25 protein-coding genes and 3 tRNA genes are annotated in these 26188 nt (G+C 61.9%); 22 read left to right on the top strand and 6 right to left on the bottom strand.

Features of this window, described 5'->3' with window-relative positions:
* Positions 1-165 precede the first annotated feature (165 nt).
* The 3 genes from PFU01S_RS16265 to PFU01S_RS16275 are packed head-to-tail and all read left to right on the top strand — an operon-like array spanning position 166 to position 3728.
* Complete coding sequence (locus PFU01S_RS16265; protein WP_028688057.1) at positions 166-825, top strand: paraquat-inducible protein A; 660 nt, start codon at positions 166-168, stop codon at positions 823-825.
* Complete coding sequence (locus PFU01S_RS16270) at positions 812-1435, top strand: paraquat-inducible protein A (protein WP_028688058.1); 624 nt, start codon at positions 812-814, stop codon at positions 1433-1435. Before PFU01S_RS16265 ends, PFU01S_RS16270 begins: the two co-directional genes overlap by 14 nt.
* On the top strand, positions 1428-3728 hold the full coding sequence (locus PFU01S_RS16275) for a PqiB family protein (protein ID WP_027915687.1): 2301 nt from the start codon (positions 1428-1430) through the stop codon (positions 3726-3728). Before PFU01S_RS16270 ends, PFU01S_RS16275 begins: the two co-directional genes overlap by 8 nt.
* Positions 3729-3856: 128 nt before the next feature.
* On the opposite strand, the gene rpsT is transcribed toward PFU01S_RS16275, so the two are convergent.
* Positions 3857-4135 carry a 30S ribosomal protein S20 gene (gene rpsT, locus PFU01S_RS16280; protein ID WP_023533220.1) on the bottom strand — a complete coding sequence of 93 codons (279 nt, stop codon included), beginning with the start codon at positions 4133-4135 and terminating at the stop codon, positions 3857-3859.
* A gap of 250 nt (positions 4136-4385) precedes the next feature.
* On the opposite strand from rpsT, the gene murJ reads away from it, so the two are divergent.
* The 6 genes from murJ (at position 4386) to ispH (ending at position 11721) form a co-directional block, all read left to right on the top strand.
* Positions 4386-5924, top strand: a complete 1539-nt coding sequence (murJ, locus tag PFU01S_RS16285) for a murein biosynthesis integral membrane protein MurJ (RefSeq protein ID WP_028688059.1) — start codon at positions 4386-4388, stop codon at positions 5922-5924.
* Between the two features lie 118 nt (positions 5925-6042).
* The gene (gene ribF, locus PFU01S_RS16290; protein ID WP_027915689.1) at positions 6043-6993 is read left to right on the top strand and encodes a bifunctional riboflavin kinase/FAD synthetase; all 951 of its coding nucleotides are present in this window, start codon (positions 6043-6045) and stop codon (positions 6991-6993) included.
* Entirely contained in the window at positions 6990-9821 is a 2832-nt protein-coding gene (gene ileS / locus PFU01S_RS16295) for an isoleucine--tRNA ligase (protein WP_028688060.1), read from the top strand. Before ribF ends, ileS begins: the two co-directional genes overlap by 4 nt.
* Complete coding sequence (gene lspA, locus PFU01S_RS16300; RefSeq protein WP_027915691.1) at positions 9814-10329, top strand: signal peptidase II; 516 nt, start codon at positions 9814-9816, stop codon at positions 10327-10329. The genes ileS and lspA overlap by 8 nt, the downstream gene beginning before the upstream one ends.
* Complete coding sequence (fkpB, locus tag PFU01S_RS16305; protein ID WP_027915692.1) at positions 10322-10759, top strand: FKBP-type peptidyl-prolyl cis-trans isomerase; 438 nt, start codon at positions 10322-10324, stop codon at positions 10757-10759. Before lspA ends, fkpB begins: the two co-directional genes overlap by 8 nt.
* Positions 10760-10773: 14 nt before the next feature.
* Complete coding sequence (gene ispH / locus PFU01S_RS16310) at positions 10774-11721, top strand: 4-hydroxy-3-methylbut-2-enyl diphosphate reductase (protein ID WP_027915693.1); 948 nt, start codon at positions 10774-10776, stop codon at positions 11719-11721.
* 36 nt (positions 11722-11757) lie between these two features.
* On the opposite strand, the gene PFU01S_RS16315 is transcribed toward ispH, so the two are convergent.
* Positions 11758-12255 (bottom strand): GspH/FimT family pseudopilin, encoded by a 498-nt coding sequence (locus tag PFU01S_RS16315; protein ID WP_028688061.1) that lies wholly within the window; start codon positions 12253-12255, stop codon positions 11758-11760.
* A 109-nt stretch (positions 12256-12364) separates the two neighbouring features.
* Here PFU01S_RS16315 and PFU01S_RS16320 point away from each other — a divergent pair, with 109 nt between their 5' ends.
* Genes PFU01S_RS16320 through thiO form a run of 5 tightly spaced genes read left to right on the top strand, consistent with a single transcriptional unit; the run spans position 12365 to position 15185 of the window.
* A complete protein-coding gene (locus PFU01S_RS16320) occupies positions 12365-12547 on the top strand; it encodes a type IV pilus modification PilV family protein (RefSeq protein ID WP_027915695.1) in 183 nt (60 codons plus the stop codon).
* Positions 12544-13182 carry a PilW family protein gene (locus PFU01S_RS16325; protein WP_027915696.1) on the top strand — a complete coding sequence of 213 codons (639 nt, stop codon included), beginning with the start codon at positions 12544-12546 and terminating at the stop codon, positions 13180-13182. Before PFU01S_RS16320 ends, PFU01S_RS16325 begins: the two co-directional genes overlap by 4 nt.
* The gene (locus PFU01S_RS16330) at positions 13179-13643 is read left to right on the top strand and encodes a hypothetical protein (protein WP_027915697.1); all 465 of its coding nucleotides are present in this window, start codon (positions 13179-13181) and stop codon (positions 13641-13643) included. The genes PFU01S_RS16325 and PFU01S_RS16330 overlap by 4 nt, the downstream gene beginning before the upstream one ends.
* A gap of 1 nt (position 13644) precedes the next feature.
* The gene (locus tag PFU01S_RS16335) at positions 13645-14031 is read left to right on the top strand and encodes a type IV pilin protein (protein WP_027915698.1); all 387 of its coding nucleotides are present in this window, start codon (positions 13645-13647) and stop codon (positions 14029-14031) included.
* Between the two features lie 56 nt (positions 14032-14087).
* Complete coding sequence (gene thiO, locus PFU01S_RS16340; protein WP_028688062.1) at positions 14088-15185, top strand: glycine oxidase ThiO; 1098 nt, start codon at positions 14088-14090, stop codon at positions 15183-15185.
* Positions 15186-15193: 8 nt separating this feature from the next.
* Here thiO and PFU01S_RS16345 read toward each other — a convergent pair whose 3' ends face one another.
* Together PFU01S_RS16345 and PFU01S_RS16350 are read right to left on the bottom strand one after the other, a co-directional pair.
* Complete coding sequence (locus tag PFU01S_RS16345; RefSeq protein WP_023533255.1) at positions 15194-15424, bottom strand: PP0621 family protein; 231 nt, start codon at positions 15422-15424, stop codon at positions 15194-15196.
* Positions 15425-15518: 94 nt separating this feature from the next.
* The gene (locus PFU01S_RS16350) at positions 15519-16538 is read right to left on the bottom strand and encodes an outer membrane protein assembly factor BamD (RefSeq protein WP_027915700.1); all 1020 of its coding nucleotides are present in this window, start codon (positions 16536-16538) and stop codon (positions 15519-15521) included.
* Positions 16539-16685: 147 nt separating this feature from the next.
* Between PFU01S_RS16350 and rluD the strand changes: the two genes are divergently transcribed.
* The 7 genes from rluD to PFU01S_RS16385 all read left to right on the top strand — a co-directional run bounded on the left by rluD (position 16686) and on the right by PFU01S_RS16385 (position 23003).
* Complete coding sequence (rluD, locus tag PFU01S_RS16355; protein WP_023533229.1) at positions 16686-17648, top strand: 23S rRNA pseudouridine(1911/1915/1917) synthase RluD; 963 nt, start codon at positions 16686-16688, stop codon at positions 17646-17648.
* Positions 17645-18385, top strand: a complete 741-nt coding sequence (gene pgeF, locus PFU01S_RS16360; RefSeq protein WP_027915701.1) for a peptidoglycan editing factor PgeF — start codon at positions 17645-17647, stop codon at positions 18383-18385. The genes rluD and pgeF overlap by 4 nt, the downstream gene beginning before the upstream one ends.
* A gap of 177 nt (positions 18386-18562) precedes the next feature.
* The gene (clpB, locus tag PFU01S_RS16365; protein ID WP_023533276.1) at positions 18563-21127 is read left to right on the top strand and encodes an ATP-dependent chaperone ClpB; all 2565 of its coding nucleotides are present in this window, start codon (positions 18563-18565) and stop codon (positions 21125-21127) included.
* Between the two features lie 467 nt (positions 21128-21594).
* Positions 21595-21670 (top strand) — tRNA-Asn (locus PFU01S_RS16370).
* Positions 21671-21674: 4 nt separating this feature from the next.
* A tRNA-Pro gene (locus PFU01S_RS16375) sits at positions 21675-21751 on the top strand.
* Between the two features lie 6 nt (positions 21752-21757).
* A tRNA-Lys gene (locus tag PFU01S_RS16380) sits at positions 21758-21833 on the top strand.
* Between the two features lie 123 nt (positions 21834-21956).
* Positions 21957-23003, top strand: a complete 1047-nt coding sequence (locus PFU01S_RS16385) for an NAD(P)/FAD-dependent oxidoreductase (RefSeq protein WP_033695124.1) — start codon at positions 21957-21959, stop codon at positions 23001-23003.
* A gap of 36 nt (positions 23004-23039) precedes the next feature.
* Here the strand turns inward: PFU01S_RS16385 and PFU01S_RS16390 are convergent, their stop codons facing one another.
* Both PFU01S_RS16390 and PFU01S_RS16395 read right to left on the bottom strand, forming a co-directional pair.
* Positions 23040-24335, bottom strand: a complete 1296-nt coding sequence (locus tag PFU01S_RS16390) for an NAD(P)/FAD-dependent oxidoreductase (protein WP_028688063.1) — start codon at positions 24333-24335, stop codon at positions 23040-23042.
* A gap of 349 nt (positions 24336-24684) precedes the next feature.
* The gene (locus PFU01S_RS16395; RefSeq protein WP_023533234.1) at positions 24685-25314 is read right to left on the bottom strand and encodes a DUF1780 domain-containing protein; all 630 of its coding nucleotides are present in this window, start codon (positions 25312-25314) and stop codon (positions 24685-24687) included.
* Positions 25315-25460: 146 nt separating this feature from the next.
* Between PFU01S_RS16395 and PFU01S_RS16400 the strand changes: the two genes are divergently transcribed.
* The gene (locus PFU01S_RS16400) at positions 25461-26144 is read left to right on the top strand and encodes an energy-coupling factor ABC transporter permease (protein WP_028688064.1); all 684 of its coding nucleotides are present in this window, start codon (positions 25461-25463) and stop codon (positions 26142-26144) included.
* Positions 26145-26188: the final 44 nt, after the last annotated feature.

Raw genomic sequence — 26188 nt, forward strand, 5'->3', positions numbered from 1 at the left:
GGGCTGAAAAAAACCTTTCTAGCCTGCCTGTCGCTCAAGGCACCCCTTCCTGTTCGTCAAGAGCCCGCATTTCGAGCGCCGGGCCATTCGAACCGCAATCTCCAGCCTATGCCGGCCTCCATAAGATCACTAGAATAACCCCACGCACTTACTCAGAAGCGTCCTATGTCCAACCCCGTCGAGCCAGAAACGCTGGCTGATCTGCCACTCCAAGACCTGGTCGCATGCCATGAATGCGATCTGCTCTTGCGCAAACCTGTGATCCACCCCGGTGAAAAAGCGCTTTGCCCGCGCTGCGGCTACGAGCTCTATGCGCACCGGCATAATGTGGTCAACCGCAGCCTGGCGTTGGTGCTGACGGCGCTCGCGCTGTTCATCCCAGCCAATTTCCTGCCGATCATGCAGTTGCATCTGCTAGGCCAGACAGCGGACGACACGGTCTGGAGCGGCGTACTGGGGCTATATGATTCGGGCATGCAGGGGGTGGCCATCGTGGTTTTCCTGTGCAGCATGGCCATACCGCTGGCAAAACTGATGTGTCAGCTGGCCGTTCTACTGGCGATTCGGCTCAACACAGGGCGCAGGTTAGGTTTGTTGCTGTACAGAACCTATCACCACTTGCGTGACTGGGGCATGCTCGAGGTCTACTTCATGGGCGTGCTCGTGGCCATCGTCAAATTGGTGGACTTGGCAGAACTTACCGTAGGGGTTGGTCTGTTCTGCTTCATCAGCTTGCTGTTGATTCAGGTTTGGCTGGAGGTTGTCATGTCACCGCACCAGGTCTGGAGTGCGTTATCGGGGGAGGACCCGCATGCGGGCGATTGATGCAGGTATCGTTGTCTGCAACGAGTGTCATGAACTGAACAGGCAAACCACAGGTGACGCATCCCAAACGTGTATGCGGTGCGGTGCCAGGGTGCATCCGCGTCGACCGAACAGCATCATGCGCACCTGGGCGCTGCTCATCGCTGCATCCATTCTCTATATTCCGGCCAACGTGCTGCCGATCATGACCGTCAGCTCATTTGGTCAAGGCACGCCCGACACCATCATGTCGGGCGTCATCGCCCTGCTCAAGCACGGCATGGTTCCGATTGCGGCCGTGGTATTTACGGCCAGTATCCTCGTACCTACGTTCAAACTGGTAGGAATCGGTTTGCTCCTGTATTCCGTGCAGCGCAGACAGCCCCTGTCGGCGCGGCAACGGATCTGGATGTACCGTTTCATCGAATTCATAGGACGTTGGTCCATGCTCGACATATTCGTCATCGCCATTCTGGTGGCAGTGGTGAATTTCGGCAGGATAGCCAATGTCGAAGCCAATCTGGGCGCTGTCGCCTTCGCAACTGTGGTGATCCTGACGATGCTTGCTGCTTTGACCTTCGATCCCCGATTGATTTGGGATAACACGGAGTCGGATGACGACCATGAGTGACCTGCCAACGGCTAAAACCCGGCCTGCCTCCAATTGGTCGGCCATCTGGATCCTGCCCTTGATCGCGCTGATGATCGGAGGCTGGCTCGCATGGCAGGCTTACCGTGAGGCCGGGGTGCAGATCGAGGTGCGTTTCGAATCGGGCGAAGGCATCGTCGCCAACAAGACCGAAGTCATCTACAAAGGCATGCCGGTCGGTAAGGTCAAGAGTTTGGTACTCGATGCCGAGGGCGAGAATCAGGGTGTCATCGCCACCATCGAGATGAACCAGGCGGCTGAAGGGCACCTGAACAAAGGCACGCGTTTCTGGCTGGTCAAGCCGAGCGTCAGCCTGGCGGGCATTTCCGGCCTCGAGACGTTGGTATCGGGTAACTACATTGCCGTCAGCCCCGGAGAGGGTGAGCCAACCAAGCGGTTCACCGCGCTCAAGGTGGCACCGCCCCTGTCGGATTCCGAACCTGGTTTGCACCTCACCCTCAAGGCCGAGCGCCTGGGGTCGCTCAATAAAGACAGCCCGATCTTCTACAAGCAGATCCAGGTCGGCCGCGTGAAAAGCTACCGGCTTTCCGACGACCAGAGCACAGTCGAGGTAAAAATCTTCATCGAGCCTGCCTACGCGAGCCTGGTGCGCAAGCATACGCGCTTCTGGAACGCCAGCGGCGTCAGCATCGATGCCTCGCTATCGGGGGTCAAGGTGCGCAGTGAATCGCTGTCGAGTATCGTCGCCGGCGGCATCGCCTTTGCCACGCCAGAGCACCGCAAGGACAGCCCGCCTACCGACCCAAGCCTGCCATTTCGCTTGTACGAGGACTTCGATGCAGCCCAGGCCGGTATCCGGGTGAAAGTGAAGCTGAGCGACTACGAGGGCCTGCAGGCCGGGCGTACGCCTGTCATGTACAAAGGCATCCAGGTGGGCTCTCTGAAGACCCTGAAAATGGAGGACAACCTTGCCAGCGCCACTGCCGAGCTGACATTGGACCCGTTGACCGAAGACTACCTGGTGGAGGGCACTCAGTTCTGGGTGGTCAAACCTTCCATTTCCCTGGCGGGTATCACGGGCCTGGAAGCACTGGTCAAGGGTAACTACATTGCCATCCGCCCTGGGGAGAAAGGTGCTCGACCTGAACGGGAGTTCGAAGCGCGCGCCAAGGCGCCGCCGCTGGACCTGAAGGCGCCGGGCCTGCACATGGTGCTGTTCGCAGATACCCTGGGTTCACTGGAGGTGGGTAGCCCCGTAACCTTCAAGCAGGTGAAGGTAGGTAGCGTTCAAAGCTATCAGTTCGCCCGTGACAGCAACCGTATTCTGATCGGTGTTCACATCGAGAAAGAATACGAAAAACTGGTAAACGGCTCGACACGGTTCTGGAACGCCAGTGGCATTACCCTCACCGGTGGCCTGTCCGGCATCAAGATCAAGAGTGAGTCCCTGCAAACCCTGATGGCAGGGGGCATCGCCTTCGACACGCCAAGGCCCAATGTGCCGCTAAAGCGCCATATCCCGCGTTTCCGCCTGCATGAAAGCCAGGAGGCAGCCAACCGTGCCGGTACCCTTATCACGATCCGTGTGGAGCGCGCCGATGGGCTCAAGCCAGGCACCGCCATCCGCTTCCGGGGGCTGGATGTGGGCAGTGTGGAAAGTGTCGACCTTACCAAGGACATGCAGGCCGTGCTGTTGAAGGCACGTATTACCGAAGCTGCAGAGCGCATTGCCCGTGCCGGCACCCAGTTTTGGGTGGTCAAGCCATCCTTCGGCCTGGTGCGCACCGAAAACCTCGACACGCTGGTGGGCGGGCAGTACCTGGAAGTACAGCCTGCGGTCAAGGACAGGGGCCCGCAGCGTGACTTCATCGCACTGGCCGAAGCGCCCGAAGTTGCCGGGCCGGAGGTGGGGCTGCCAGTGACCCTCAGCGCACCTCGGCTAGGCTCCATCAAGCCCGGTGTGCCCGTGACATTCCGCGAGGTGGCGGTTGGCAAGGTGACCGACGTCGAGCTGGGCCAGAGTGCCGACAGGGTGCTGATCCACATTCTGATCGAGCCGCGTTATGCCAGCCTTGTACGAAGCGGCAGCCGCTTCTGGAACAGCAGCGGTTTCGGCTTCGACTGGGGCTTGTTCAAGGGCGCTACCGTGCGCACGGAGTCGCTGGAAACACTGATCGATGGTGGTATTGCCTTCGCGACGCCCGAGGGGGAACGCATGGGCACTCCGGCCCGGCCAAGGCAAACGTTCCCGCTGTTCGAAAAAGCTGAAGACGAATGGCTGCAGTGGGCACCCAAGATTCAGATCGCCAAGTAATGCAGGGTAGGGCCGCCATGCGGCCCTGCCACTCTACAGCGCGTGCGTTGAGCCGCGAGCCTGGCACTTCACAAAACCCAGGCATAAAAAAACCGACCCTGAGGTCGGTTTTTTGACTAGCGCGTCGCTTAGGCAGCTGCAGCTTCTTTCAGCGCCTTGATGTGGCCATTCAGACGGCCTTTGTGACGAGCAGCCTTGTTCTTGTGGATGATACCTTTGTCGGCCATACGGTCGATTACAGGTACAGCCAGAACGTAAGCGGCTTGCGCTTTTTCGGCGTCTTTTGCGTCAATGGCTTTGACTACATTCTTGATGTAGGTGCGGACCATGGAACGCAGGCTGGCGTTGTGGCTGCGACGCTTCTCAGCCTGTTTTGCACGTTTCTTGGCGGAAGGTGAGTTGGCCACCGTCGAGCTCCTCGAAAGACTTTAGGTAAATAGCAAACAAAATAGGCCGCGAATCATGCCGATCAGTCGGGCGGATGTCAAGGCCACTTGCAAGGTTCCGCCGAGCGGTGCGCCAACAAGCGGGAAAGATTCCTTTCTGCTGCGCGACCTGTACACTCGGGAATTTTTGGCTCCCCTGCGAAGGCGCGGGAGTATCGCACATTCGGACGCGCTCTGGCAGCGTCCTCTGTCATTGGCGTGAATCTTTTCGATGAACCTGCTCAAATCCCTCGCTGCGGTAAGCTCGATCACCATGATTTCGCGGGTGCTGGGTTTTGTCCGCGACACCATCCTGGCGCGTATTTTCGGCGCCGGCGTTGCCACCGATGCTTTCTTCATTGCGTTCAAGCTACCCAACCTGCTGCGCCGCATCTTCGCCGAGGGTGCGTTCTCCCAGGCATTCGTGCCTATTCTTGCCGAATACAAAAGCCAGCAGGGCGAAGAGGCCACGCGTACCTTCGTGGCCTACGTCAGCGGCCTGCTGACGCTGGTGCTGGCCGTGGTGACCGGCATCGGTATCCTGGCCGCGCCCTGGGTGGTGTGGGCCACGGCGCCTGGCTTCGTCGACAACGCCGAGAAATACCAGCTCACCACCGATCTGCTGCGGGTCACCTTTCCTTATATATTGCTGATCTCGCTGTCATCCCTGGTGGGCGCCATCCTCAACACCTGGAACCGCTTCAGCGTGCCGGCCTTCACGCCGACCTTGCTCAACGTGGCGATGATCGTGTTCGCCGTATTGCTCACGCCGTATTTCAATCCGCCGATCATGGCGCTGGCCTGGGGCGTGCTGGCCGGTGGCCTGGCGCAACTGCTCTACCAGCTTCCGGCCCTGAAAAGGATCGGCATGCTGGTGTTGCCGCGGCTGAACCTGAAAGATGCAGGCGTGTGGCGGGTGCTCAAGCAGATGCTCCCTGCCATCCTCGGCGTCTCGGTGAGCCAGATATCGCTGATCATCAATACCATCTTCGCCTCGTTCCTGGTGGCAGGCTCCGTCTCCTGGATGTACTACGCAGACCGGCTCATGGAGCTGCCGTCGGGTGTTCTGGGCGTGGCTCTGGGTACCATCCTGCTGCCGACCCTGGCCAAGACCTACGCCAACAAGGACCGGGAAGAGTACTCGCGCATTCTCGACTGGGGCCTGCGCTTGTGCTTTTTGCTGGTGCTGCCGTGTACGCTGGGGCTGGCGATCCTAGCCGAGCCGCTGACCGTGGCCCTGTTCCAGTACGGCAAGTTCAGTGCAACCGATGCCGCCATGACCCAGCAGGCGCTGATCGCCTATTCCGTCGGCCTGCTGGCAATCATTATGGTCAAGGTGCTGGCGCCGGGCTTCTATGCGCAGCAGAATATCCGCACGCCGGTGAAGATCGCCGTCTTCACCCTGGTCTGCACGCAGCTGTTCAACCTGGTGCTCATCGGCCCGCTGGCGCATGCCGGACTGGCCCTGGCCATCAGCCTTGGCGCCTGCCTCAATGCCGGCTTGCTGTTCTGGAAGCTGCGCACCCAGCAGCTATTCCAACCGCAACCAGGTTGGGCCATGTTTCTGCTCAAGCTGGTGTTGGCGGCAGGCCTGATGTCCGGTGTCCTGCTGGCTGGCATGCACTACCTGCCGGCCTGGGTCGAGGGAAACATGCTTGAACGACTGATGCGGCTGATGGCGCTGATCATGGCAGGCGTCGTCACCTACTTTGGTTGCCTGTACCTGTGCGGTTTCCGACCTCGGCAGTTCGCCCGCAAAGCCTTGCACTAAGGCTGCGGGCGCGTCAGGCGTCGGTTTTTCGCAATCCACGCCGCCCTTGGGCGCTGCTGCCTGTCACCGGCGCCCGGGTGTGGTTATAATCGGCCACTTTATGAGCAAGAAGCGCGTTATGCAGCTGGTTCGAGGTCTTCACAACCTGCGCCCCGAGCACCGGGGGTGTGTCGCCACCATTGGCAACTTCGACGGGGTTCACCGCGGCCACCAGGCAATCCTGGCGCGCCTGCGCGAGCGAGGCCAGGCCCTGGGCCTGCCGACCTGCGTGGTAATCTTCGAACCGCAACCGCGCGAGTACTTCACGCCCGATACCGCGCCGGCCCGCCTGGCCCGGCTGCGGGACAAGATCGCGTTGCTGGCCGGCGAAGGCATCGACCGCGTATTGTGCCTGGCCTTCAACCAGCGCCTGGGTGAGCTCGACGCCGATGACTTCGTCAGGACCATCCTGGTCGATGGCCTGGGCGTGCAGCATCTCGAAGTGGGTGACGACTTCCGCTTTGGCTGTGATCGCAAAGGCGATTTCGCCTTCCTGGTCCAGGCCGGCGCGCAGTATGGTTTTACCGTAGAAGCCGCCAACACCGTGATCCAGGACGGCCTACGGGTCAGCAGCACCGAAGTACGCAAGGCGCTGGCGCAAGGCAATTTCGAGCTGGCCGAGCATCTGCTGGGCCGCCCGTACAGCATCACCGGCCGCGTATTGCATGGCCAGAAGCTGGCCCGCCAGCTCGGCACACCCACTGCCAACATCCAGCTCAAGCGTCGCCGCGTACCGTTGGCCGGTGTCTACCTGGCCAGCATCGAGATCGACGGCAAGGCCTGGGCGGGTGTCGGCAACATTGGCGTGCGTCCTACCGTTGCCGGTGACGGGCGCCCGCACCTGGAGATCCATCTGCTGGACTATGCCGGTGACCTTTATGGTCGCCGTCTGACGGTGGTGTTCCACCACAAGCTGCGTGAAGAGCAGCGATTCGCCTCCCTGGAGGCGCTGAAGTCGGCGATCGATGCGGATATCGCCGCCGCACGTGCACATTGGCACGCTCAACCGCTAACCAAGAGCCTGAAATGACCGACTACAAAGCCACGCTAAACCTTCCGGACACCGCCTTCCCCATGAAGGCCGGCCTGCCTCAGCGCGAACCGCAGATTCTGCAGCGCTGGGACAGCATTGGCCTGTACCAGAAGCTGCGCGAGATTGGCAAGGATCGTCCCAAGTTCGTCCTGCACGACGGCCCGCCCTACGCCAATGGCAAGATCCACATCGGTCATGCGCTGAACAAGATCCTCAAGGACATGATCGTCCGCTCCAAGACCCTGGCCGGCTTCGATGCGCCGTACGTGCCGGGTTGGGACTGCCATGGGCTGCCGATCGAACACAAGGTCGAAGTCACCCACGGCAAGCACCTGACCGCCGACCGTACCCGCGAGCTGTGCCGCGAGTACGCTGCCGAGCAGATCGAAGGGCAGAAGACCGAGTTCATTCGCCTGGGCGTGCTGGGCGACTGGGACAACCCCTACAAGACCATGAACTTCGCCAACGAGGCCGGTGAAATCCGCGCCCTGGCCGAGATGGTCAAGCAGGGGTACGTGTTCAAGGGCCTCAAGCCGGTGAACTGGTGCTTCGATTGCGGCTCGGCACTGGCCGAGGCGGAAGTCGAATACGCCGACAAGAAGTCGCAGACCATCGACGTGGCGTTCCCTGTCGCCGATGACGCCAAGCTGGCCGCAGCCTTCGGCCTGGCGGCACTCGAAAAACCGGCCGCCATCGTGATCTGGACCACCACCCCGTGGACCATCCCTGCCAACCAGGCGCTGAACGTTCACCCCGAGTTCCAGTACGCCCTGGTCGACATCGGCGAGCGCCTGCTGGTCCTGGCCGAAGAGCTGGTCGAATCCTGCCTCAAGCGCTACGAACTGGAAGGTTCGGTGATTGCCACCGCCCCAGGCTCGGCCCTTGAGCTGGTCAACTTCCGTCACCCGTTCTACGACCGCCTTTCGCCGGTTTACCTGGCCGAGTACGTCGAACTGGGCGCAGGCACTGGCGTGGTGCATTCTGCGCCGGCCTACGGTGAAGACGACTTCGTGACCTGCAAGCGCTACGGCATGGTCAACGATGAAATCCTCACGCCCGTGCAGAGCAACGGCGTGTACGTCGAATCGCTGCCGTTCTTCGGCGGGCAGTTCATCTGGAAGGCCAACCCGGCCATCGTCGAGAAGCTGGGCGAAGTCGGTGCGCTGATGCACACCGAAACCATCAGCCACAGTTACATGCACTGCTGGCGTCACAAGTCGCCGCTGATCTACCGTGCCACCGCACAGTGGTTCGTCGGCATGGACAAGCAGCCACGCGACGGCGAACCGCTGCGCGAGCGTGCCCTGAAGGCCATCGAGGACACCAAGTTCGTCCCGGCGTGGGGCCAGGCACGCTTGCACTCGATGATCGCAAACCGGCCTGACTGGTGCATCTCGCGCCAGCGTAACTGGGGCGTGCCTATCCCGTTCTTCCTGAACAAGCAGACGGGCGAGCTGCACCCTCGGACCGTCGAGCTGATGGAAGAGGTCGCCAAGCGCGTCGAGCAACAGGGCATCGAGGCCTGGTTCAAGCTGGACGCCGCCGAGCTGCTCGGCGCCGAAGCCGAGCAGTACGACAAGATCGCTGACACTCTGGACGTATGGTTCGACTCCGGCACCACGCACTGGCATGTACTGCGCGGCTCCCACGACATCGGCCATGCCACCGGCCCCCGCGCCGACCTGTACCTGGAAGGTTCCGACCAACACCGCGGCTGGTTCCACTCGTCGCTGTTGACCGGCTGCGCCATCGACGGCCACGCGCCATACCGCGAGCTGCTGACCCACGGCTTCACCGTGGACGAGAACGGCCGCAAGATGTCCAAGTCGCTGGGCAACACCATCGAGCCGGAGAAGGTCAACAACACCCTGGGTGCCGACATCCTGCGCCTGTGGGTCGCTGCTACCGACTACTCCGGTGAAATGGCAGTGTCCGAGCAGATCCTGCAGCGCAGCGCCGATGCCTACCGGCGTATTCGCAACACCGCACGCTTCCTGCTCTCCAACCTGACCGGCTTCGACCCGGCACGCGACCTGCTCGCGCCGCAGGACATGCTGGCCCTGGACCGTTGGGCGGTGGATCGCACCCTGTTGCTGCAACGCGAGCTGGAAGAGCACTACGGCGAGTACCGCTTCTGGAACGTCTACTCGAAGGTGCACAACTTCTGTGTGCAGGAGCTGGGTGGGTTCTACCTCGACATCATCAAGGATCGCCAGTACACCACGGGTGCCAACAGCGTCGCCCGCCGTTCCTGCCAGACCGCGCTGTACCACATCAGCGAAGCGCTGGTGCGCTGGATCGCGCCGATCCTGGCCTTCACTGCCGACGAAATCTGGCAGTACCTGCCGGGTGAGCGTAACGAGTCGGTCATGCTCAATGGCTGGTATGAAGGCCTGAGCGAGCTGCCGGAAGGCACCGAACTCGACCGTGCCTATTGGGACCGCGTCATGGCGGTCAAGGCTTCGGTCAACAAGGAACTGGAAAACCAGCGTACCGCCAAGGTCATCGGCGGCAACCTGCAGGCCGAAGTCACCTTGTACGCGGACGAGGGCCTGAGCGCCGATCTGAACAAGCTGGGCGATGAGTTGCGTTTCGTGCTCATCACCTCGGCTGCCAGCGTGGTGCCGTTCGCGCAGGCGCCTGCCGAAGCGGTGGCGACCGAGGTCGAAGGCCTCAAGTTGAAAGTGGTCAAGTCCGGCTACACCAAGTGCGGCCGTTGCTGGCACTTCCGTGCAGACGTCGGCAGCCATCCGGAGCATCCGGAAATCTGCGGTCGCTGTGTGGAAAACCTGACCGGCTCCGGCGAGGTGCGCCACTATGCCTAACCTTGCAGCGGGGCGCTTCGGGCGCCTCGTATGGCTGTGGCTGAGCTTGCTGGTCCTGGTCGTCGACCAGGCCACCAAGCTGTACTTCAACAACGCCCTGACCATGTACCAGCAAATTGTCGTCATCCCCGACTACTTCAGCTGGACCCTGGCCTACAACACCGGCGCTGCGTTCAGTTTTCTGGCCGATGGCGCAGGCTGGCAGCGCTGGTTGTTCGCCCTGATCGCCGTGGTGGTCAGTGCAGTGCTGGTGGTGTGGCTCAAGCGCCTCGGCCGTCATGAAACCTGGCTGGCCGTAGCGCTGGCCCTGGTGCTGGGCGGGGCCATCGGCAACCTCTACGACCGTATCGTGCTGGGCCATGTGGTCGATTTCATCCTGGTGCACTGGCAGAACCGCCACTACTTCCCGGCCTTCAACGTGGCCGACAGTGCCATTACCGTCGGCGCAATCATGTTGGCGCTGGACATGTTCAAGAGCAAGAAATCCGAGGAGCCGGTCCATGACTGACATTCGTATCGGCCAGAACACCGAAGTTACCCTGCATTTCGCACTGCGCCTGGAAAACGGTGACACGGTCGACAGCACCTTCGACAAGGCGCCTGCCACCTTCAAGGTGGGCGACGGCAACCTGCTGCCGGGCTTCGAGGCCGCGCTGTTCGGTTTCAAGGCTGGCGACAAACGCACCGTGGAGGTGGCCCCGGAGAACGCCTTCGGCCAGCCTAACCCACAGAATGTGCAGGTTATGCCAAGGTCTCAGTTCGAAGGCATGGAGCTGTCCGATGGCTTGCTGATCATCTTCAAGGACGCCGCCAACGCCGAGCTACCGGGCGTGGTGAAGGCCTTCGACGACGATCAGGTGACCATCGACTTCAATCACCCACTGGCTGGCAAGACCCTGACCTTCGAGGTGGAGATCCTCGAGGTGAAGGCCCTGTAGGCCTGGAGCCGATCATGCAAATCAAACTCGCCAACCCGCGCGGCTTCTGCGCGGGGGTCGACCGGGCGATCGAAATCGTCAACCGCGCGCTGGAAGTGTTCGGCCCGCCCATCTATGTGCGCCACGAAGTGGTACACAACAAGTTCGTCGTCGAGGACCTGCGCAGCCGTGGCGCCATTTTCGTCGAGGAGCTGGACCAGGTGCCTGACGATGTCATCGTCATCTTCAGCGCCCATGGGGTTTCCCAGGCCGTGCGTCAGGAAGCCGGTGGGCGTGGCCTGAAGGTATTCGATGCCACCTGCCCATTGGTCACCAAGGTGCACATCGAGGTGGCCAAGTACAGCCGCGATGGCCGTGAGTGCATCCTGATTGGCCATGCCGGCCACCCGGAAGTCGAAGGCACCATGGGGCAGTATGACGCTAGCAACGGCGGGGCCATCTACCTGGTAGAAGACGAGGACGACGTAGCCAATCTGCAGGTGAGAGACCCTGACCACTTGGCATTCGTGACCCAGACCACCTTGTCGATGGACGACACCAGCCGCGTGATCGACGCGCTGCGTGCGCGCTTTCCGAACATCGGCGGGCCGCGCAAGGACGACATCTGCTACGCCACGCAAAACCGCCAGGATGCCGTTAAGCAACTGGCCGACGAGTGTGATGTGGTCCTGGTGGTCGGCAGCCCTAACAGCTCCAACTCCAACCGCCTGCGTGAGCTTGCCGAGCGAATGGGTACCCCAGCCCATCTGATCGACGGCGCTGAAGACCTGCAGCGGGCCTGGTTCGACCAGGTTGGCCGCATCGGCATCACCGCAGGCGCGTCCGCGCCGGAAGTGCTGGTGCGCGGCGTCATCGAACAGCTCAAGGCCTGGGGCGCTACGGGCGCCGAGGAGCTGGACGGGCGTGAAGAGAACGTCACCTTCTCGATGCCCAAAGAGCTGCGTGTGCGCTCGTTGATCTGATCGCCTGCGCGGGCCTGAGCGGTTAGCCGCGAACGCTCAGGCCCCTGCACCTGCGCACCCTCGGGTGTCGCGAGTTTCATTCGATACCCTGACTCTGCCGCTGGACGCCATCACCACTTGATGCTGGCTGGTGCCAGCCGACCGCGCGCATACTTCGAAAGTCGCCGCCAGCCAGTTGCCGGCGGGGTTCACTGGCAGGCCCATGGCCGTGAACGTCATCGTCGTACCTAGGTTCGCGGCGATCTGCAGAGGCCGACGCAGGCGGTGTTCATGCAGCACCCGCGAATCCTGCTCCAGCGTCACTCGCCATCCATTGCCCCATGCTTCGTCCAGCGCTTGCACCCGCACGGCCTCACCCAGCAGCATGGCGCGCCCACGCGCGCTCCGCAGCGTTTGCGACAAGTCTCGCGTGACGGCAGCGCGGTGCACGTCATCGCTGAGCTTGACGTAGGCAGGCGCCCCCAGCTGCGTCAGGACAGCGAGCACCGCCAATGCCGACACCGTTTGTATCAGTGTTACTCCCTGTTGCTTCACCGTGCATTTCTCCTTGGACGTGCTTGGCTTTAGCTTCACGCACGCTGGGTCACCCTTCCAGTGGCAGGCGTACATCGACAATGCATGAAAAGTCGCAGGAGCTGCAGGGATGCAGGTAACGCAACGGGGCATGACGCTCCTGGAAACGCTGTTGGCCATGGTGGTGATTGCGGTGGGCATGTTTGCCGCAGCAGCGCTGCACATGCAGGCTTTGCAGGCCTCGCAAGACGCTCGGCAGCAGGTGCAGGCGGTGCTGGCATCTGCCAGTGCACATGAGCAGGCGCTGCCATGAGGCCCTGGCAAAAAGGGGTCGGATTGCTCGAGCTGCTACTGGCGCTGGCACTCGGGTTGATGCTGTTGGCCGGCGCCAGCCAGTTGTTCACCTCTGCCCACCGAGCGTGGCAGCTGCAAGGGGCAGCGCTGCGCATGCAGGAAGATGCACGGCTGGCCTTGTTGCGCATGGCCCAGGACATCCGCATGGCTGGCATGTTCGGCTGCCTGCGGTTGGAGCCCGCGGATCTGCCAGACGGCGACACCTTTACCGCATTTAGCCGACCTCTGGAAGTAGAGGGCTCAAACCTTGAGGTGGTGGTGGCCGACCTTCCTGGCCATCCGCTGAAGCCTCAATGGACCCTGCTCACTGACTGCGTGGGGTACGCCAAGGTACATCGAGGGCATGTCCAAGCCGCCGCGCCGCTGATGGCCATCCCCATCACCCGACATCGTTACGCCGTCAGGGGCGCTACCCTGTACTTCACCCGTGGCAGCAGCACCCAGCCCCTGCTTGAGCATGTGCGCCGTCTGCACGTGGTGGCTGCGGCCGATGGCCAGCGCATCGACCTGCACTTGGATCTGTTCGATCCCGTGTTGGCGCTGGAGCAGCAGTACGTTGTCAGTGTGGCCCGCCGCAACGGGGGCGAGCCATGACACGCGAACGTGGGGTGGTGCTGCTGTTGGCATTGGTGCTGAGCCTCTTGCTGGGTGTGCTGACCACCTCGGCGCTACGTGCGGCCGCCGTTGAGACGCAAATGGTGGGCCTGTTCAAAGAAGGGCAGCTGGCCTTCGAGCAGGCCGAAGCTACATTGGACGTTGGCAAGCAGTCGATCATGCAGGTACGGCCACCGCCATGTGAAGTGTGCCCGCCGCCTGAGCAGCCGCATCGCCTGGCCGGGGTCTGGGAAGCCGGGCCAGAAGGCTTTTTTCAGGTGCAGAACCTGGGCACCACGCAACGCGCCGTGGGTGTCCCGGCCGGGCGATCAGTGACAGTGTTCCGGGTAACCGCGGTCAGCCAGCTAAGTCATCCTCGTCAGGTGGTGGAAGCGGTGTATGCCAGCGATGGTAGTGCGCTTGTACGCATGACGTGGCGACAAAGATTCAGAGGAGACTGACATGCAGCAAGGCATCAGCCTGATCGAGCTGTTGATTGTGCTGGCCGTCACCGGCATTCTGGCAGCCATTGCCTACCCCCGTTACAACGACCACCTGCGGCAGGCAGCGCGCCACGAGGTGGTCGCCCTGTTGCAGGATGCTGCATTGCGCCTGGAACGCCATCGCTTGGTTACTGGCCAGTATGCCGAAGGCGACCCGAGCCTGCCTTCGGGCAACCGCTACTACAGCCTGCAAGCGCTGCGCGAAGACCAGACCTTCACCCTGCGCGCCCGACGTTTGCCAAAAGGGCTGATGGCCGAAGACCGCTGTGGCGATTTCGAGCTTGATCAAGCTGGGGTAGGGCGCAACCACGGCGCCATCGACAGCGCGCGCTGCTGGGGAGGCTGAACGGTCACAGGTGCCCGGTGCATCGCGGTTTTTTACTTCAGGTGTTGAATCGACAGATGAGCAAGCAAGTAGTGGTGGTCGGTGGCGGGGTCATTGGCCTGCTGACGGCATTCAACCTGGCGGCGAGCGTCGACCAGGTAGTGATATGCGACCAAGGCGAGGTAGGTCGCGAGTCCTCCTGGGCCGGGGGCGGTATCGTCTCGCCCCTGTATCCCTGGCGCTACAGCCCGGCAGTGACCGCCCTGGCGCATTGGTCGCAGGACTTTTATCCACAGCTGGGTGAGCGCTTATTCGCCAGCACGGGCCTGGACCCTGAAGTGCATACCACCGGGCTGTACTGGCTTGACCTGGATGATCAAGCCCAGGCCTTGGCATGGGCGGACCGTCAGCAGCGGCCGTTGAGCGCCGTGGACATTTCGGCGGTGTACGACGCAGTCCCTGTGCTCGGGCCAGGCTATGAGCGAGCCCTCTACATGGAGGGCGTGGCCAATGTGCGCAACCCGCGCCTGGTCAAATCGCTGAAGGCGGCGTTGCAGGCATTGCCCAATGTGAGTGTGCGGGAGCACTGCCAGATCACGGGGTTCGTGCAGCAGGGCGGTCGTATCATTGGGGTGAGCACCGCTGAAGGCGAGTTGGCGGCCGACGAAGTCGTACTCAGCGCCGGTGCCTGGAGCGGCGAACTGCTGCGCCACTTGGGCCTTGAGCTTCCGGTCGAGCCGGTGAAAGGGCAGATGATCCTGTTCAAATGCGCTGAAGACTTTCTGCCAAGCATGGTGCTTGCCAAAGGTCGTTATGCAATTCCGCGCCGGGATGGTCACATTCTGGTGGGCAGTACGCTGGAGCATGCCGGCTACGACAAAACACCCACCGATGAGGCGCTGGCAAGCCTCAAGGCATCGGCAGTGGATCTGCTGCCCGGCCTGGAAGGCGCGCATGTGGTTGCCCACTGGGCCGGGCTACGGCCAGGTTCGCCTGAAGGCGTTCCGTTTATCGGGCCGGTGCCCGGTTTCGAGGGCCTATGGCTGAACTGCGGCCATTATCGAAACGGGCTGGTGCTGGCGCCAGCCTCGTGCCAACTGCTGGCCGATTTGCTCAATGGCGCCGAGCCTATCATCGATCCGGCACCCTACGCCCCGCAGGGGCGCCTTGGCTAACCGCCCGTTCAGCCCTGTCGGCCAGGCCCCTGCTGCAAGTGTGCCTGGCTGCAATACCAGGTGTTGCCCTGCGCCAATGCCTGGTCGGTGGGCAGGTGCACGCCACAATGCGCGCAGCGAACCATTTTCAGCGGCGCGTCGAGCTTGGCCTCTTGGCGCGGTTGCTGGCTGAGTTTGAATTTGCGCCACAGCCAGAACGCGGCGGCGATCAGGACGATCCAGAAAAGTAGGCGAACCATGGTGTTCAGCTTGTCGAATGAAAGAGGATGACAGTCTAGGGCGCAGGCATAAAAAAAGGGAGGTCCCAGACCTCCCTTTCATGCAACGGCTGAATCAGTCGAACAGACCGAAGGTCATGTAGCTGAACCAGGAGCGGTTGCTGTCGGCTTCCTTCGGCCCTGGTGGCTCGATCGGGTCGCCGTTTTCATCCTTGGGCAGCAGCTCCTTGGGCATTTCATCACGCGCATCCTGGAACTGCTTGATCACGTCCTGGTTGGCGCGGGTCTGACCCGGTGGCAGCGGGGTGTCGGTTTCGATCAGGCCCAGCGTGGCTTTGGACAGCCAGCCGCGACCGTCAGACTCGGTCTGCTTGGGCTGGAACTCACCATCGGCCAGGCTTGGGTGGTCCGGGTAGTTGAGCTTCAGGGTTTCCAGGCTGGTGGCAGCCAGGTCGTCCAGGTGCATCTTCTGGTACGCCTCGACCATCACCGCCAGGCCGTCGCCAACCGAGGGCGTTTCCTGGAAGTTCTCGACCACGTAGCGGCCACGGTTGGCGGCAGCCACGTATGCCTGACGGCTGAGGTAGTAGTCGGCCACGTGGATTTCATAGGAGGCCAGCAGGTTGCGCAGGTAGATCATGCGCTGCTTGGCGTCTGGGGCGTAACGGCTGTTGGGGAAGCGGCTGGTGAGCTGCGCAAACTCGTTGTACGAGTCGCGGGCCGCGCCCGGGTCGCGCTTGGTCATGTCCAGCGGCAGGAAGCGCGCCAGCAGGCCACGGTCCTGGTCGAAGGAGGTCAGACCCTTGAGGTAGTACGCGTAGTCGACGTTCGGGTGCTGCGGGTGCAGGCGGATGAAGCGCTCGGCGGCAGACTTGGCAGCCTCCGGCTCCGCGTTCTTGTAGTTGGCGTAGATCAGCTCCAGCTGCGCCTGGTCGGCATAGCGGCCGAACGGGTAACGCGACTCCAGGGCCTTGAGCTTGTTCACGGCGCTGGTGTAGCTGGAATTGTCCAGGTCAGCCTGGGCCTGTTGATACAGCTCGGCCTCGCTGAGGTTCTCGTCGATGACTTCCTTATTAGAGGAACAGGCCGCGGTGAGCCCGAGGATGGCGATCAGCAGCAGGTGTTTCACTTGCATGGCGGCTTGCGTCCCTTTGACGGCCGCTGTCTTGGGCGGGGCCGTCCTGTTATGATGAGCGCCCCGGCCAACCCCGGGACAAAAGAAGCCGTATTTAACCACAAGCTCGCAGCTGAAACCAAAGGCTGTGCGCCCACTGAATCGAGCATGTCCGAGATCATTCAACTTAGCGCAGAGGTCCCGTCCGAACTGGGCGGTCAACGCCTCGACCAGGTCGCCGCCCAATTGTTCGACGAGTATTCGCGCTCGCGGCTGACGGCATGGATCAAAGATGGCCGTCTGACGGTCGACGGGGCTGTCCTGCGCCCGCGTGACACCGTGCATGGCGGTGCCGTGCTGGCCCTGGAAGCCGAGCAGGAGGCCCAGGGCGAATGGGAGGCCGAGGACATCGCGCTGGACATCGTCTATGAAGACGACCAGATCCTGGTCATCAACAAGCCTGCGGGCCTGGTGGTGCACCCGGCTGCCGGCCATGCCAGCGGTACCTTGCTCAACGCCTTGCTGCACCACGTGCCCGACATCATCAACGTGCCCCGTGCCGGCATCGTCCACCGCCTGGACAAGGACACCACCGGTCTGATGGTCGTGGCCAAGACCTTGCAGGCGCAAACCCACTTGGTCGACCAGTTGCAGAAGCGGTCGGTCAGCCGTATCTACGAATGCATCGTGGTGGGCGTGGTCACCGCCGGTGGCAAGATCGACGCCCCCATCGGTCGTCACGGCGGCATGCGCCAGCGCATGGCCGTCACCGACGGCGGCAAGCCAGCGGTCAGCCACTACCGTGTGCTCAAGCGCTTCCGCTCGCACACCCACGTGCGGGTCAAGCTCGAAACAGGGCGTACCCACCAGATTCGCGTGCACATGGCCCACGTCGGCTTCCCCCTGGTCGGTGACCAGACCTACGGCGGGCGTTTCCGCATCCCGCCTGCGGCAAGCCCGACCATGGTCGAGGCGGTCAAGACCTTCCCGCGGCAGGCCCTGCACGCACGCTTCCTGGCACTGGTGCACCCGGCGACGGGCGAGCGCATGGAGTGGGAATCGCCACTGCCCGACGATTTCGTCTGGCTGCTGTCGCTGCTCAATCAGGATCGCGAGAGCTTCATCGGATGAGTGGCTTGACGCAGTCGCTGCTGACGCCGGACTGGCCTGCGCCAGCTTCGGTTCGCGCCTGCGTCACCACCCGCCAGGGCGGCGTCAGCCTGCCGCCTTTCGATACTTTCAATCTGGGTGACCATGTGGGGGACGACCCTGCGGCCGTTGCCCAGAACCGCCTGCGCCTAAGCGGCGAGTTCGACATCCAGCCCGCTTGGCTCAAGCAGGTGCACGGTCTGGCCGTCGCCGATGCAGACCCTTCCCGCGTGGTCGAAGCCGATGCCAGCTGGACCAACCGGCCAGGCATCGCCTGTACGGTGATGACCGCCGATTGCCTGCCTGTATTGTTTTGTGACCAGGCAGGTACGCAAGTGGCGGCCGCCCATGCAGGCTGGCGCGGGCTTGCCGGCGGTGTGCTCGAAGCCACCCTGGATCGTCTGAACGTACCACCGGCTCAGGTGCTGGTGTGGTTGGGCCCGGCCATTGGGCCGCAGGCATTCGAAGTGGGCCTGGAGGTGCGCGATGCTTTTACTGCGGTGCACCCTGAGGCCGCACGGGCATTCGTCGACGGCGAACGACCCGGCAAGCTGATGGCCGATATCTACGCCCTGGCCCGTATTCGCCTGGCAGCCCGTGGGGTCACGGCGGTTTACGGTGGCGGCTTGTGCACGGTGAGCGACGAGCGGTTCTTCTCCTATCGGCGTACCCCGCAAGGCGGGCGTTTCGCTTCTTTGGTGTGGCTGGCGCCGCGCTAGCGCGCAATAGGCTGTACCTGCCATTACACCTGTGCAAATCCAGCAGCTTGACCTCCGTCAACCGCGCTACGCTTGAATCTTCCAGAATCAGCCTTATCTATAAGACATCTCAGGCAGGTTTCTTCATAAACAGGCGCTGTCCATCGCTCCGACCTGCCCTTTACAGGAAGGTACATCATGCGAATAGACCGTTTGACCAGCAAGCTCCAGCTTGCAATATCCGATGCGCAATCCCTGGCCGTTGGCATGGACCACCCTGCCATCGAGCCTGTCCACTTGCTGCAGGCCCTGCTCGAACAGCAGGGTGGCTCCATCAAGCCACTGCTGATGCAGGTCGGCTTCGACATCAATAGCCTGCGTCAGGCCATGGTCAAGGAGCTCGACCAACTGCCGAAAATCCAGAACCCAACGGGCGACGTGAACATGTCGCAGGATCTGGCGCGCCTGCTCAACCAGGCAGACCGTCTGGCCCAGCAAAAGGGTGACCAGTTCATTTCCAGCGAGCTGGTAGTGCTGGCGGCCATGGATGAAAACAGCAAGCTGGGCAAGTTGCTGCTCAGTCAGGGCGTGAGCAAGAAAGCCCTTGAAAACGCCATCAATAACCTGCGCGGTGGCGCGGCCGTAAACGATGCCAACGCTGAGGAATCACGCCAGGCGCTGGACAAGTACACCGTCGACCTGACCAAGCGTGCCGAAGAAGGCAAGCTTGACCCTGTGATTGGCCGTGACGACGAAATCCGCCGCACCGTCCAGGTGCTGCAACGCCGTACCAAGAACAACCCCGTGCTGATCGGTGAGCCCGGCGTGGGCAAGACCGCCATTGCCGAGGGCCTCGCCCAGCGCATCATCAACGGCGAAGTACCAGATGGCTTGAAAGGCAAGCGCCTGCTCGCCCTGGACATGGGGGCCCTGATTGCCGGCGCCAAGTACCGGGGTGAATTCGAGGAGCGCCTCAAAGGCCTGCTCAACGAACTGTCGAAGCAAGAAGGGCAGGTGATCCTGTTCATCGACGAATTGCACACCATGGTCGGCGCCGGTAAAGGCGAGGGTGCCATGGACGCAGGCAACATGCTCAAGCCTGCCCTGGCCCGTGGTGAACTGCACTGCGTAGGCGCCACCACCTTGAACGAATACCGCCAGTTCATCGAGAAGGATGCGGCCTTGGAACGTCGCTTCCAGAAGGTACTGGTGGAGGAGCCTAGCGAAGAGGACACCATCGCCATTCTGCGTGGCTTGAAAGAACGTTATGAAGTCCACCACAAGGTGGCCATCACCGACGGCGCTATCATCGCGGCGGCCAAGCTCAGCCACCGCTACATCACCGATCGTCAGTTGCCCGACAAGGCCATCGACCTGATCGACGAGGCAGCCAGCCGTATTCGGATGGAAATCGACTCCAAGCCGGAGGTGCTCGACCGTCTTGACCGCCGTCTGATTCAGCTGAAGGTCGAGTCCCAGGCACTCAAGAAAGAAGAGGATGAGGCTGCCAAGAAGCGCTTGGAGAAACTGACCGAGGAAATCGAGCGCCTGGAGCGTGAATATTCCGACCTCGAGGAGATTTGGGCGTCGGAAAAAGCTGAAGTCCAGGGTTCGGCCCAGATTCAGCAGAAGATCGAACAAGCGCGCCAGGAGCTCGAGGCCGCCCGCCGCAAAGGCGACCTGAGCCGCATGGCTGAGCTGCAGTACGGGGTAATCCCGGACCTGGAACGCAGCCTGCAGATGGTCGACCAGCACGGCAAGACCGATAACCAGTTGCTGCGCAACAAGGTCACCGAGGAAGAAATTGCCGAAGTGGTTTCCAAGTGGACGGGCATCCCAGTGTCCAAGATGCTGGAGGGCGAGCGCGAGAAGCTGCTGAAAATGGAAGCGCTGCTGCACCAGCGCGTCATTGGCCAGAGCGAGGCCGTCACTGCCGTGGCCAATGCGGTGCGCCGGTCCCGGGCAGGTCTGTCCGACCCCAACCGGCCCAGCGGCTCGTTCATGTTCCTCGGCCCGACCGGCGTGGGCAAGACGGAGCTGTGCAAGGCGCTGGCCGAATTCCTGTTCGACACCGAGGAAGCCATGGTGCGTATCGACATGTCCGAGTTCATGGAGAAACACTCCGTGGCGCGGCTGATCGGTGCACCGCCAGGCTACGTGGGGTACGAGGAGGGCGGTTACCTGACCGAGGCCGTGCGCCGCAAGCCGTATTCGGTGGTGCTGCTCGATGAGGTGGAGAAGGCTCACCCCGACGTCTTCAATGTGCTGTTGCAGGTGCTGGAAGACGGACGCCTGACCGACAGCCATGGCCGCACCGTGGACTTCCGCAATACGGTCATCGTGATGACGTCCAACCTGGGCTCGGCGCAGATTCAGGAGTTGGTGGGCGACCGCGAGGCGCAACGTGCCGCTGTAATGGATGCGGTAGGTGCGCACTTCCGTCCCGAGTTCATCAACCGGATCGACGAAGTGGTGGTGTTCGAACCGCTGGGCCGCGAGCAGATCGCCGGCATTACCGAGATCCAGCTGGGACGGCTGCGCAGCCGCCTGATGGAGCGTGAGCTTTCGCTGAGCTTGAGCCCGCAGGCCCTGGACAAGCTGATCGCAGTCGGTTACGACCCGGTGTATGGCGCGCGGCCGCTCAAACGTGCGATTCAGCGCTGGATCGAAAACCCGCTGGCGCAGTTGATCCTGTCGGGCAAGTTCGTGCCAGGTACGGCCATCACTGCCACCGTGGAAGGCGACGAAATCGTGTTTGCGTGATGTTGGTCGCATAGGGTTGTTGGGGCCGTCTCGCGGCCAATGGGCCAGGCAGGCCCCGCGCGGTCAATGTAGGCGCGCCCTTGCCGGGGCGCCGGACCGGCCGTGATGGGACGCAACGCGGCCCCAACAACCTCTATGCTGTCTTCAAGGAGACCAGCTAACCCCTGTAAATCCGGGCCTTTGTACCCATCCAAGATAACTCGCTGAAATTTTTGAAATTTATGCTTGCATGATCAATCGAGTGGCCCTAATATACGCCGCGTTGTCAGGCACTAAGCGAATCACCAGCAACAACGGTGACCGCAAAACAACTTAGAAATCAGTAAGTTGAATGAAAAAAAGTGGTTGACAAGCAAAACGAAGAATGTAGAATAGCCGGCCTCAGCAGCGATAACGCGAAAGCGGATAGCCAAAGAGACCGAAGTTAACACAAGCTTCGAAGATGTAAGGTTGTACCGAAGTTCAGTTCCGCGATAGCTCAGTCGGTAGAGCAAATGACTGTTAATCATTGGGTCCCTGGTTCGAGTCCAGGTCGCGGAGCCAATCTCGGGGTGTAGCGCAGTCCGGTAGCGCGCCTGCTTTGGGAGCAGGATGTCAGGAGTTCGAATCCCCTCACCCCGACCATTTTCCGGGTCGTTAGCTCAGTTGGTAGAGCAGTTGGCTTTTAACCAATTGGTCGTAGGTTCGAATCCTACACGACCCACCATGTAAGAAGGGCATCTCGAATGAGATGCCCTTTTTCTTTTGTCTCGGTTTTTCCAAAGCCCTGTATTTTCCCGCAAATCCGCTATTCTGCCCTGTGTCTTTGGCAGTCTGGGGACCTATTGGCATGGGAGCCAACACATCAAGTGTCGTGGTCGTGGGTGGAGGCATCATGGGTGCTTCCATTGCGTGGCACCTTGCAAGGCTCGGTGCCCGGGTCACTGTTCTGGAGCAAGGGTCCCGCGCCGCCAGTGGCGTTACCCGTTGGTCCTATGGCTGGGTAGGCACCGCCAGCGCCAGTGCATCGGACAACCCGGCGGCATTTTCCTCCACGTTGCAGGCTATTGCCGATTTCAAACGGCTGGCGCTTGACCTCGGGCCTTTGCCGATTGCCGCACGTGGCGCCATGGTGTGGTTGGAAAACGATGCACAAACGTCCGCCCTTATCAATCAGCAACGTTCTGCCGGCGTAAACCTTCAACCCCTGAATGCCCAGCAGATAAGCGCCCTTGAGCCTTGCATGATCACGCCACCGGCCCTGGCGGCGTGGGCGCCGGACGATTTTGCCGTGGAGCCCGTTGCCTTGGCGAAGATGCTGTTGAGCGGCGCTGAGCAGGCCGGGGCAGAGATTCTCTACGGCCGGCGGGTCGATGGCATAGACACGCACAACGGACGCGTGACGGCCGCCAGGTGCGCAGCGCAAACCTACGCCGCCGATACCGTGGTGCTGGCCAATGCCGGTGCCGCTATCGGCCTTGCAGCGGGTGTCGGTCTGCCCTTGCCCTTGCTTACCCGGCCTGCCGTACTGATGCGCTTCGCGGCGCCTGCCGGTGTAGTGCGGCACCTGGTCTACGGTAATGGTTTGGAGTTACGCCCGGCATTGGAAGGGGGCGTGGCCTGCGCCGAAGAAGCGCCCGCCGAGGGTGAGGCAGGGTTGCCAGCCTTGGTCGAGCTTACGACCAAGGCCATCCGGCAGATGTTCATCGGCGCCACGGCGCTTTCGCTGCGCGCGGTCAGTATCGGGCACCGACCGATGACCCCGGAAGGCAAGCCTGTGATGGGTTACCTTCCTGGTGTCGAGGGGTTGTATACCTTGGTGGCACACCCTGGGATCGTGCTTGCACCCCACCTCGGCCGTCTGGCAGCCGAGGAAATCGTACGAACGCGAAGCTAGCCGGGCGCCTGCGAACGCACCCGGTCAGCAGCCAGGTCAGTGCAACTTCAGCCTTGGTTCGGTGCCGCGGCCAATCTTGCTGCCCAGCATCATCAGGGCCGTGCGGAAGAATCCGTACAACGCCATCTGGTGCATGCGATACAGCGACACGTAGAACATCCTTGCCAGCCAGCCTTCGAGCTTCACATTGCCCATCAAGTTACCCATCAGGTTACCCACTGCCGAGAATCGCGAGAGCGACACCAGCGAGCCATAATCCTTGTACTGGTAGGTCGGCAGCGGCTTGTTCTCCAGGCGTGCCTTGATGCTCTGTGCCAGCATTGAAGCCTGCTGGTGAGCTGCCTGCGCCCGGGGCGGCACGTTGCGATCGCTGTCTGGCTGCGGGCAGGCGGCGCAGTCACCGAAGGCGAAAATATCGTCATCACGGGTGGTTTGCAGGGTAGGACGTACGACCAGTTGGTTGATGCGGTTGGTCTCCAGGCCATCGATCTCCTTCAAGAAGCCCGGCGCCCGGATGCCCGCTGCCCAGACCTTCAGGCTGGCCTGGATCACTTCGCCGTCCTTGGTCTTGAGACCTTCAGCCGTCACTTCGCTGACAGCCGCGTTGGTCATTACTTTCACCCCAAGCTTCTCAAGGGTCTGATGCACGGGCACGCTGATGCGCTCCGGCAGTGCCGGCAGCACGCGTGGGCCCGCCTCGATCAGGGTGATGTGCATGTCCTTGGGTTGGATGCGATCCAGGCCGTAGGCCGCCAGCTCATGCGCCGCGTGGTGCAGCTCGGCAGCCAGCTCCACGCCCGTGGCACCCGCACCGACGATGGCCACGCTGATCTTTTCGCTGGCCACATCGCCTGCATGGGCGCGCAGGTAATGGTTAAGCAGTTGCTGATGAAAGCGCTCTGCCTGTTTGCGCGTGTCCAGGAACAGGCAATGCTGCGCCGCACCCAAGGTGCCAAAGTCGTTGGTGTTGGACCCGACGGCGATGACCAGGGTGTCGTAGGCAAGGGTGCGCGCGGGCAGCAACTCGCGACCATCTTCATCCAGCGTGGCAGCCAGCTGGATCCGCTTGCTCTCACGCTCCAGGCCACTCATGCGCCCCAGTTGGAAGTTGAAGTGGTTCCACTTGGCTTGCGCTACGTAGTTCAGTTCGTCTTCGGAGGAGTTCAACGAGCCGGCGGCCACTTCGTGCAGCAGCGGTTTCCAGATATGGGTGAGGTTGGTGTCCACCAGGGTGATGTCAGCTTGCTTGCGCTTGCCCAGGGTCTTGCCCAGGCGGGTCGCCAGTTCCAGGCCGCCGGCGCCGCCGCCGACAATCACGATGCGATGAGTCATGGGAATATCTCATAAGGTTTACGGAATTCTTGGCCCAACGGGCCGGTCGCACGGGGCATGAGGGGAGGGCGAGCGCAAGGCAGCTCATAGCTCCGGTCCACTCAACAGGTGCCTGACCCAAGACGACGGGGGTAGCGAGGTACTCGACACAGCGTCCCAAGGGCTTGCAGGTCATCATCGACACTGGCTGACACGCAGGGTTCAGGCGATGGGTCATGCTGGGCCTCTAGGCATAGACGTTCGCGCATCGGCAAACGCTACAGCGCTCGCGCACGCGGCTGTGACAAATGATAATCCTTTCTATCGGCGCCGCCGAGTGTACGTCATCGCAAGCGATCACTGCATAGGATCAAAGACTGATCCCCACATCGAAGACGATGCTGCGCCCCAGGTTACCGCGTAGGAAATCCGGCGCATCTGGGTGGGCGAACAACACCCGGGCAAAGGTTGGCCCGACCAGCGACAGTGAGCGCCAGCCCTGGCGCAAGTACTCGGTGGGCGGCGGGAAGTGGGTGTTGAGGTCCAGCACCTCGCGTTTGAGACTGGCGAAGGCAATGATGTCCAGCTCGTTCAGGTCTAACCCGCGTTCACGGTAGTTGTGCGCTTTCTTGCGCAGGGTGGGCGCCAGCCTGCCCAGCAACTCGGTCGCACTGATGCGGCGAGGGCGTGCTTCGCGTCGCACCAGTTGCGCCAGTGAAAAGGCGCTGCGCCTGCGTTGCAGCTCTTCTCGCCATTCATCGTTAAGTCGGCGACCCTCGTCCAGCACGAAGAACACCTCGAAGGCCGCATCGCGGAACAGTACGTCAGGCGGCTCCTGGCCGGCGGGCGTGAAGTCGTCGTTGCGATAGGCGATATTCAGGCCTTGGAGCAGGCGCTGGCAGACCCAACGCTCGCGCTCCCATTTGCGGGCATTGGACAAGAAGGCGTTGGCTTGTTCGGCCTGGATGGTAAGCAGGCGCAGGTAATCGGAGTCATCCATGAAGCAAGCTTAGCTGTAATTTGATGACGATCAGGAGTTGATCGCGCCTTGAATCAATGAATTACCTGCCCTTTGGGCCAAAAGCACGCTGATGGCAATCCGTGTAGACTCGCATTTATCCATGCATTGCTTGAGGTTATTCCTACATGATCAGCGCGCAGGTGCTGTCGGCAACAACGCTGACCGTTGGCTGGCTAGGCTACGGGCCACTGCTCGCGTGGGCCGCCAGTCAAGCCCGCTGGGTCGAGCTGGTCACGGACCGGCGGCGCCAGCACTTGCTGTTCGGCACTGTGGTTGGGTTGTTCGCGCTGTGGTTGGTTCGGCGCGATTTCGACACGGGCGTGTCCTACCACTTCATCGGCATGACCGCCGTTACCCTGCTGCTGGACTGGCCGCTGGCGGTACTGGGTGGCTTCATGGCGCAACTGGGCCTGCTGCTGCTCGGGCGTCAGGCGTTGGCTGGGTTAGGGGTCAACGGTCTGCTGCTGGTCGGCCTGCCGGTCCTGGTCACCGAAGCCTGTGCCATCGCGGTGGAACGAGCGCAGCCGCGAAATCTTTTCGTGTACATCTTTTGCTCAGGGTTTTTCCCGGCGGCACTGACGGTGGTCGTGTGCCTCACCGCCGCGCTGGGGCTGCTCTGGCTCGATGGCCTGTTCGCCATGCCGGAGTGGCTAAGTGATTTTGTGGGCTACCTGTGGCTGATGATGTTTCCCGAAGCGTTCATCAACGGAACCGTGATCAGCGCACTGGTGGTCTTTTGCCCTGAATGGCTGGAGACGTTCAACCGCACTCGATACCTGCAGGCCCCCTGGAAAGAAGGGGGTGACTGAAAGCCATGCCCCCCTGCACAGCGTCTACGGGGTGTATTTCTCCA

The organism is Pseudomonas fulva NBRC 16637 = DSM 17717 (assembly GCF_000730565.1).
GTDB lineage: Bacteria > Pseudomonadota > Gammaproteobacteria > Pseudomonadales > Pseudomonadaceae > Aquipseudomonas > Aquipseudomonas fulva.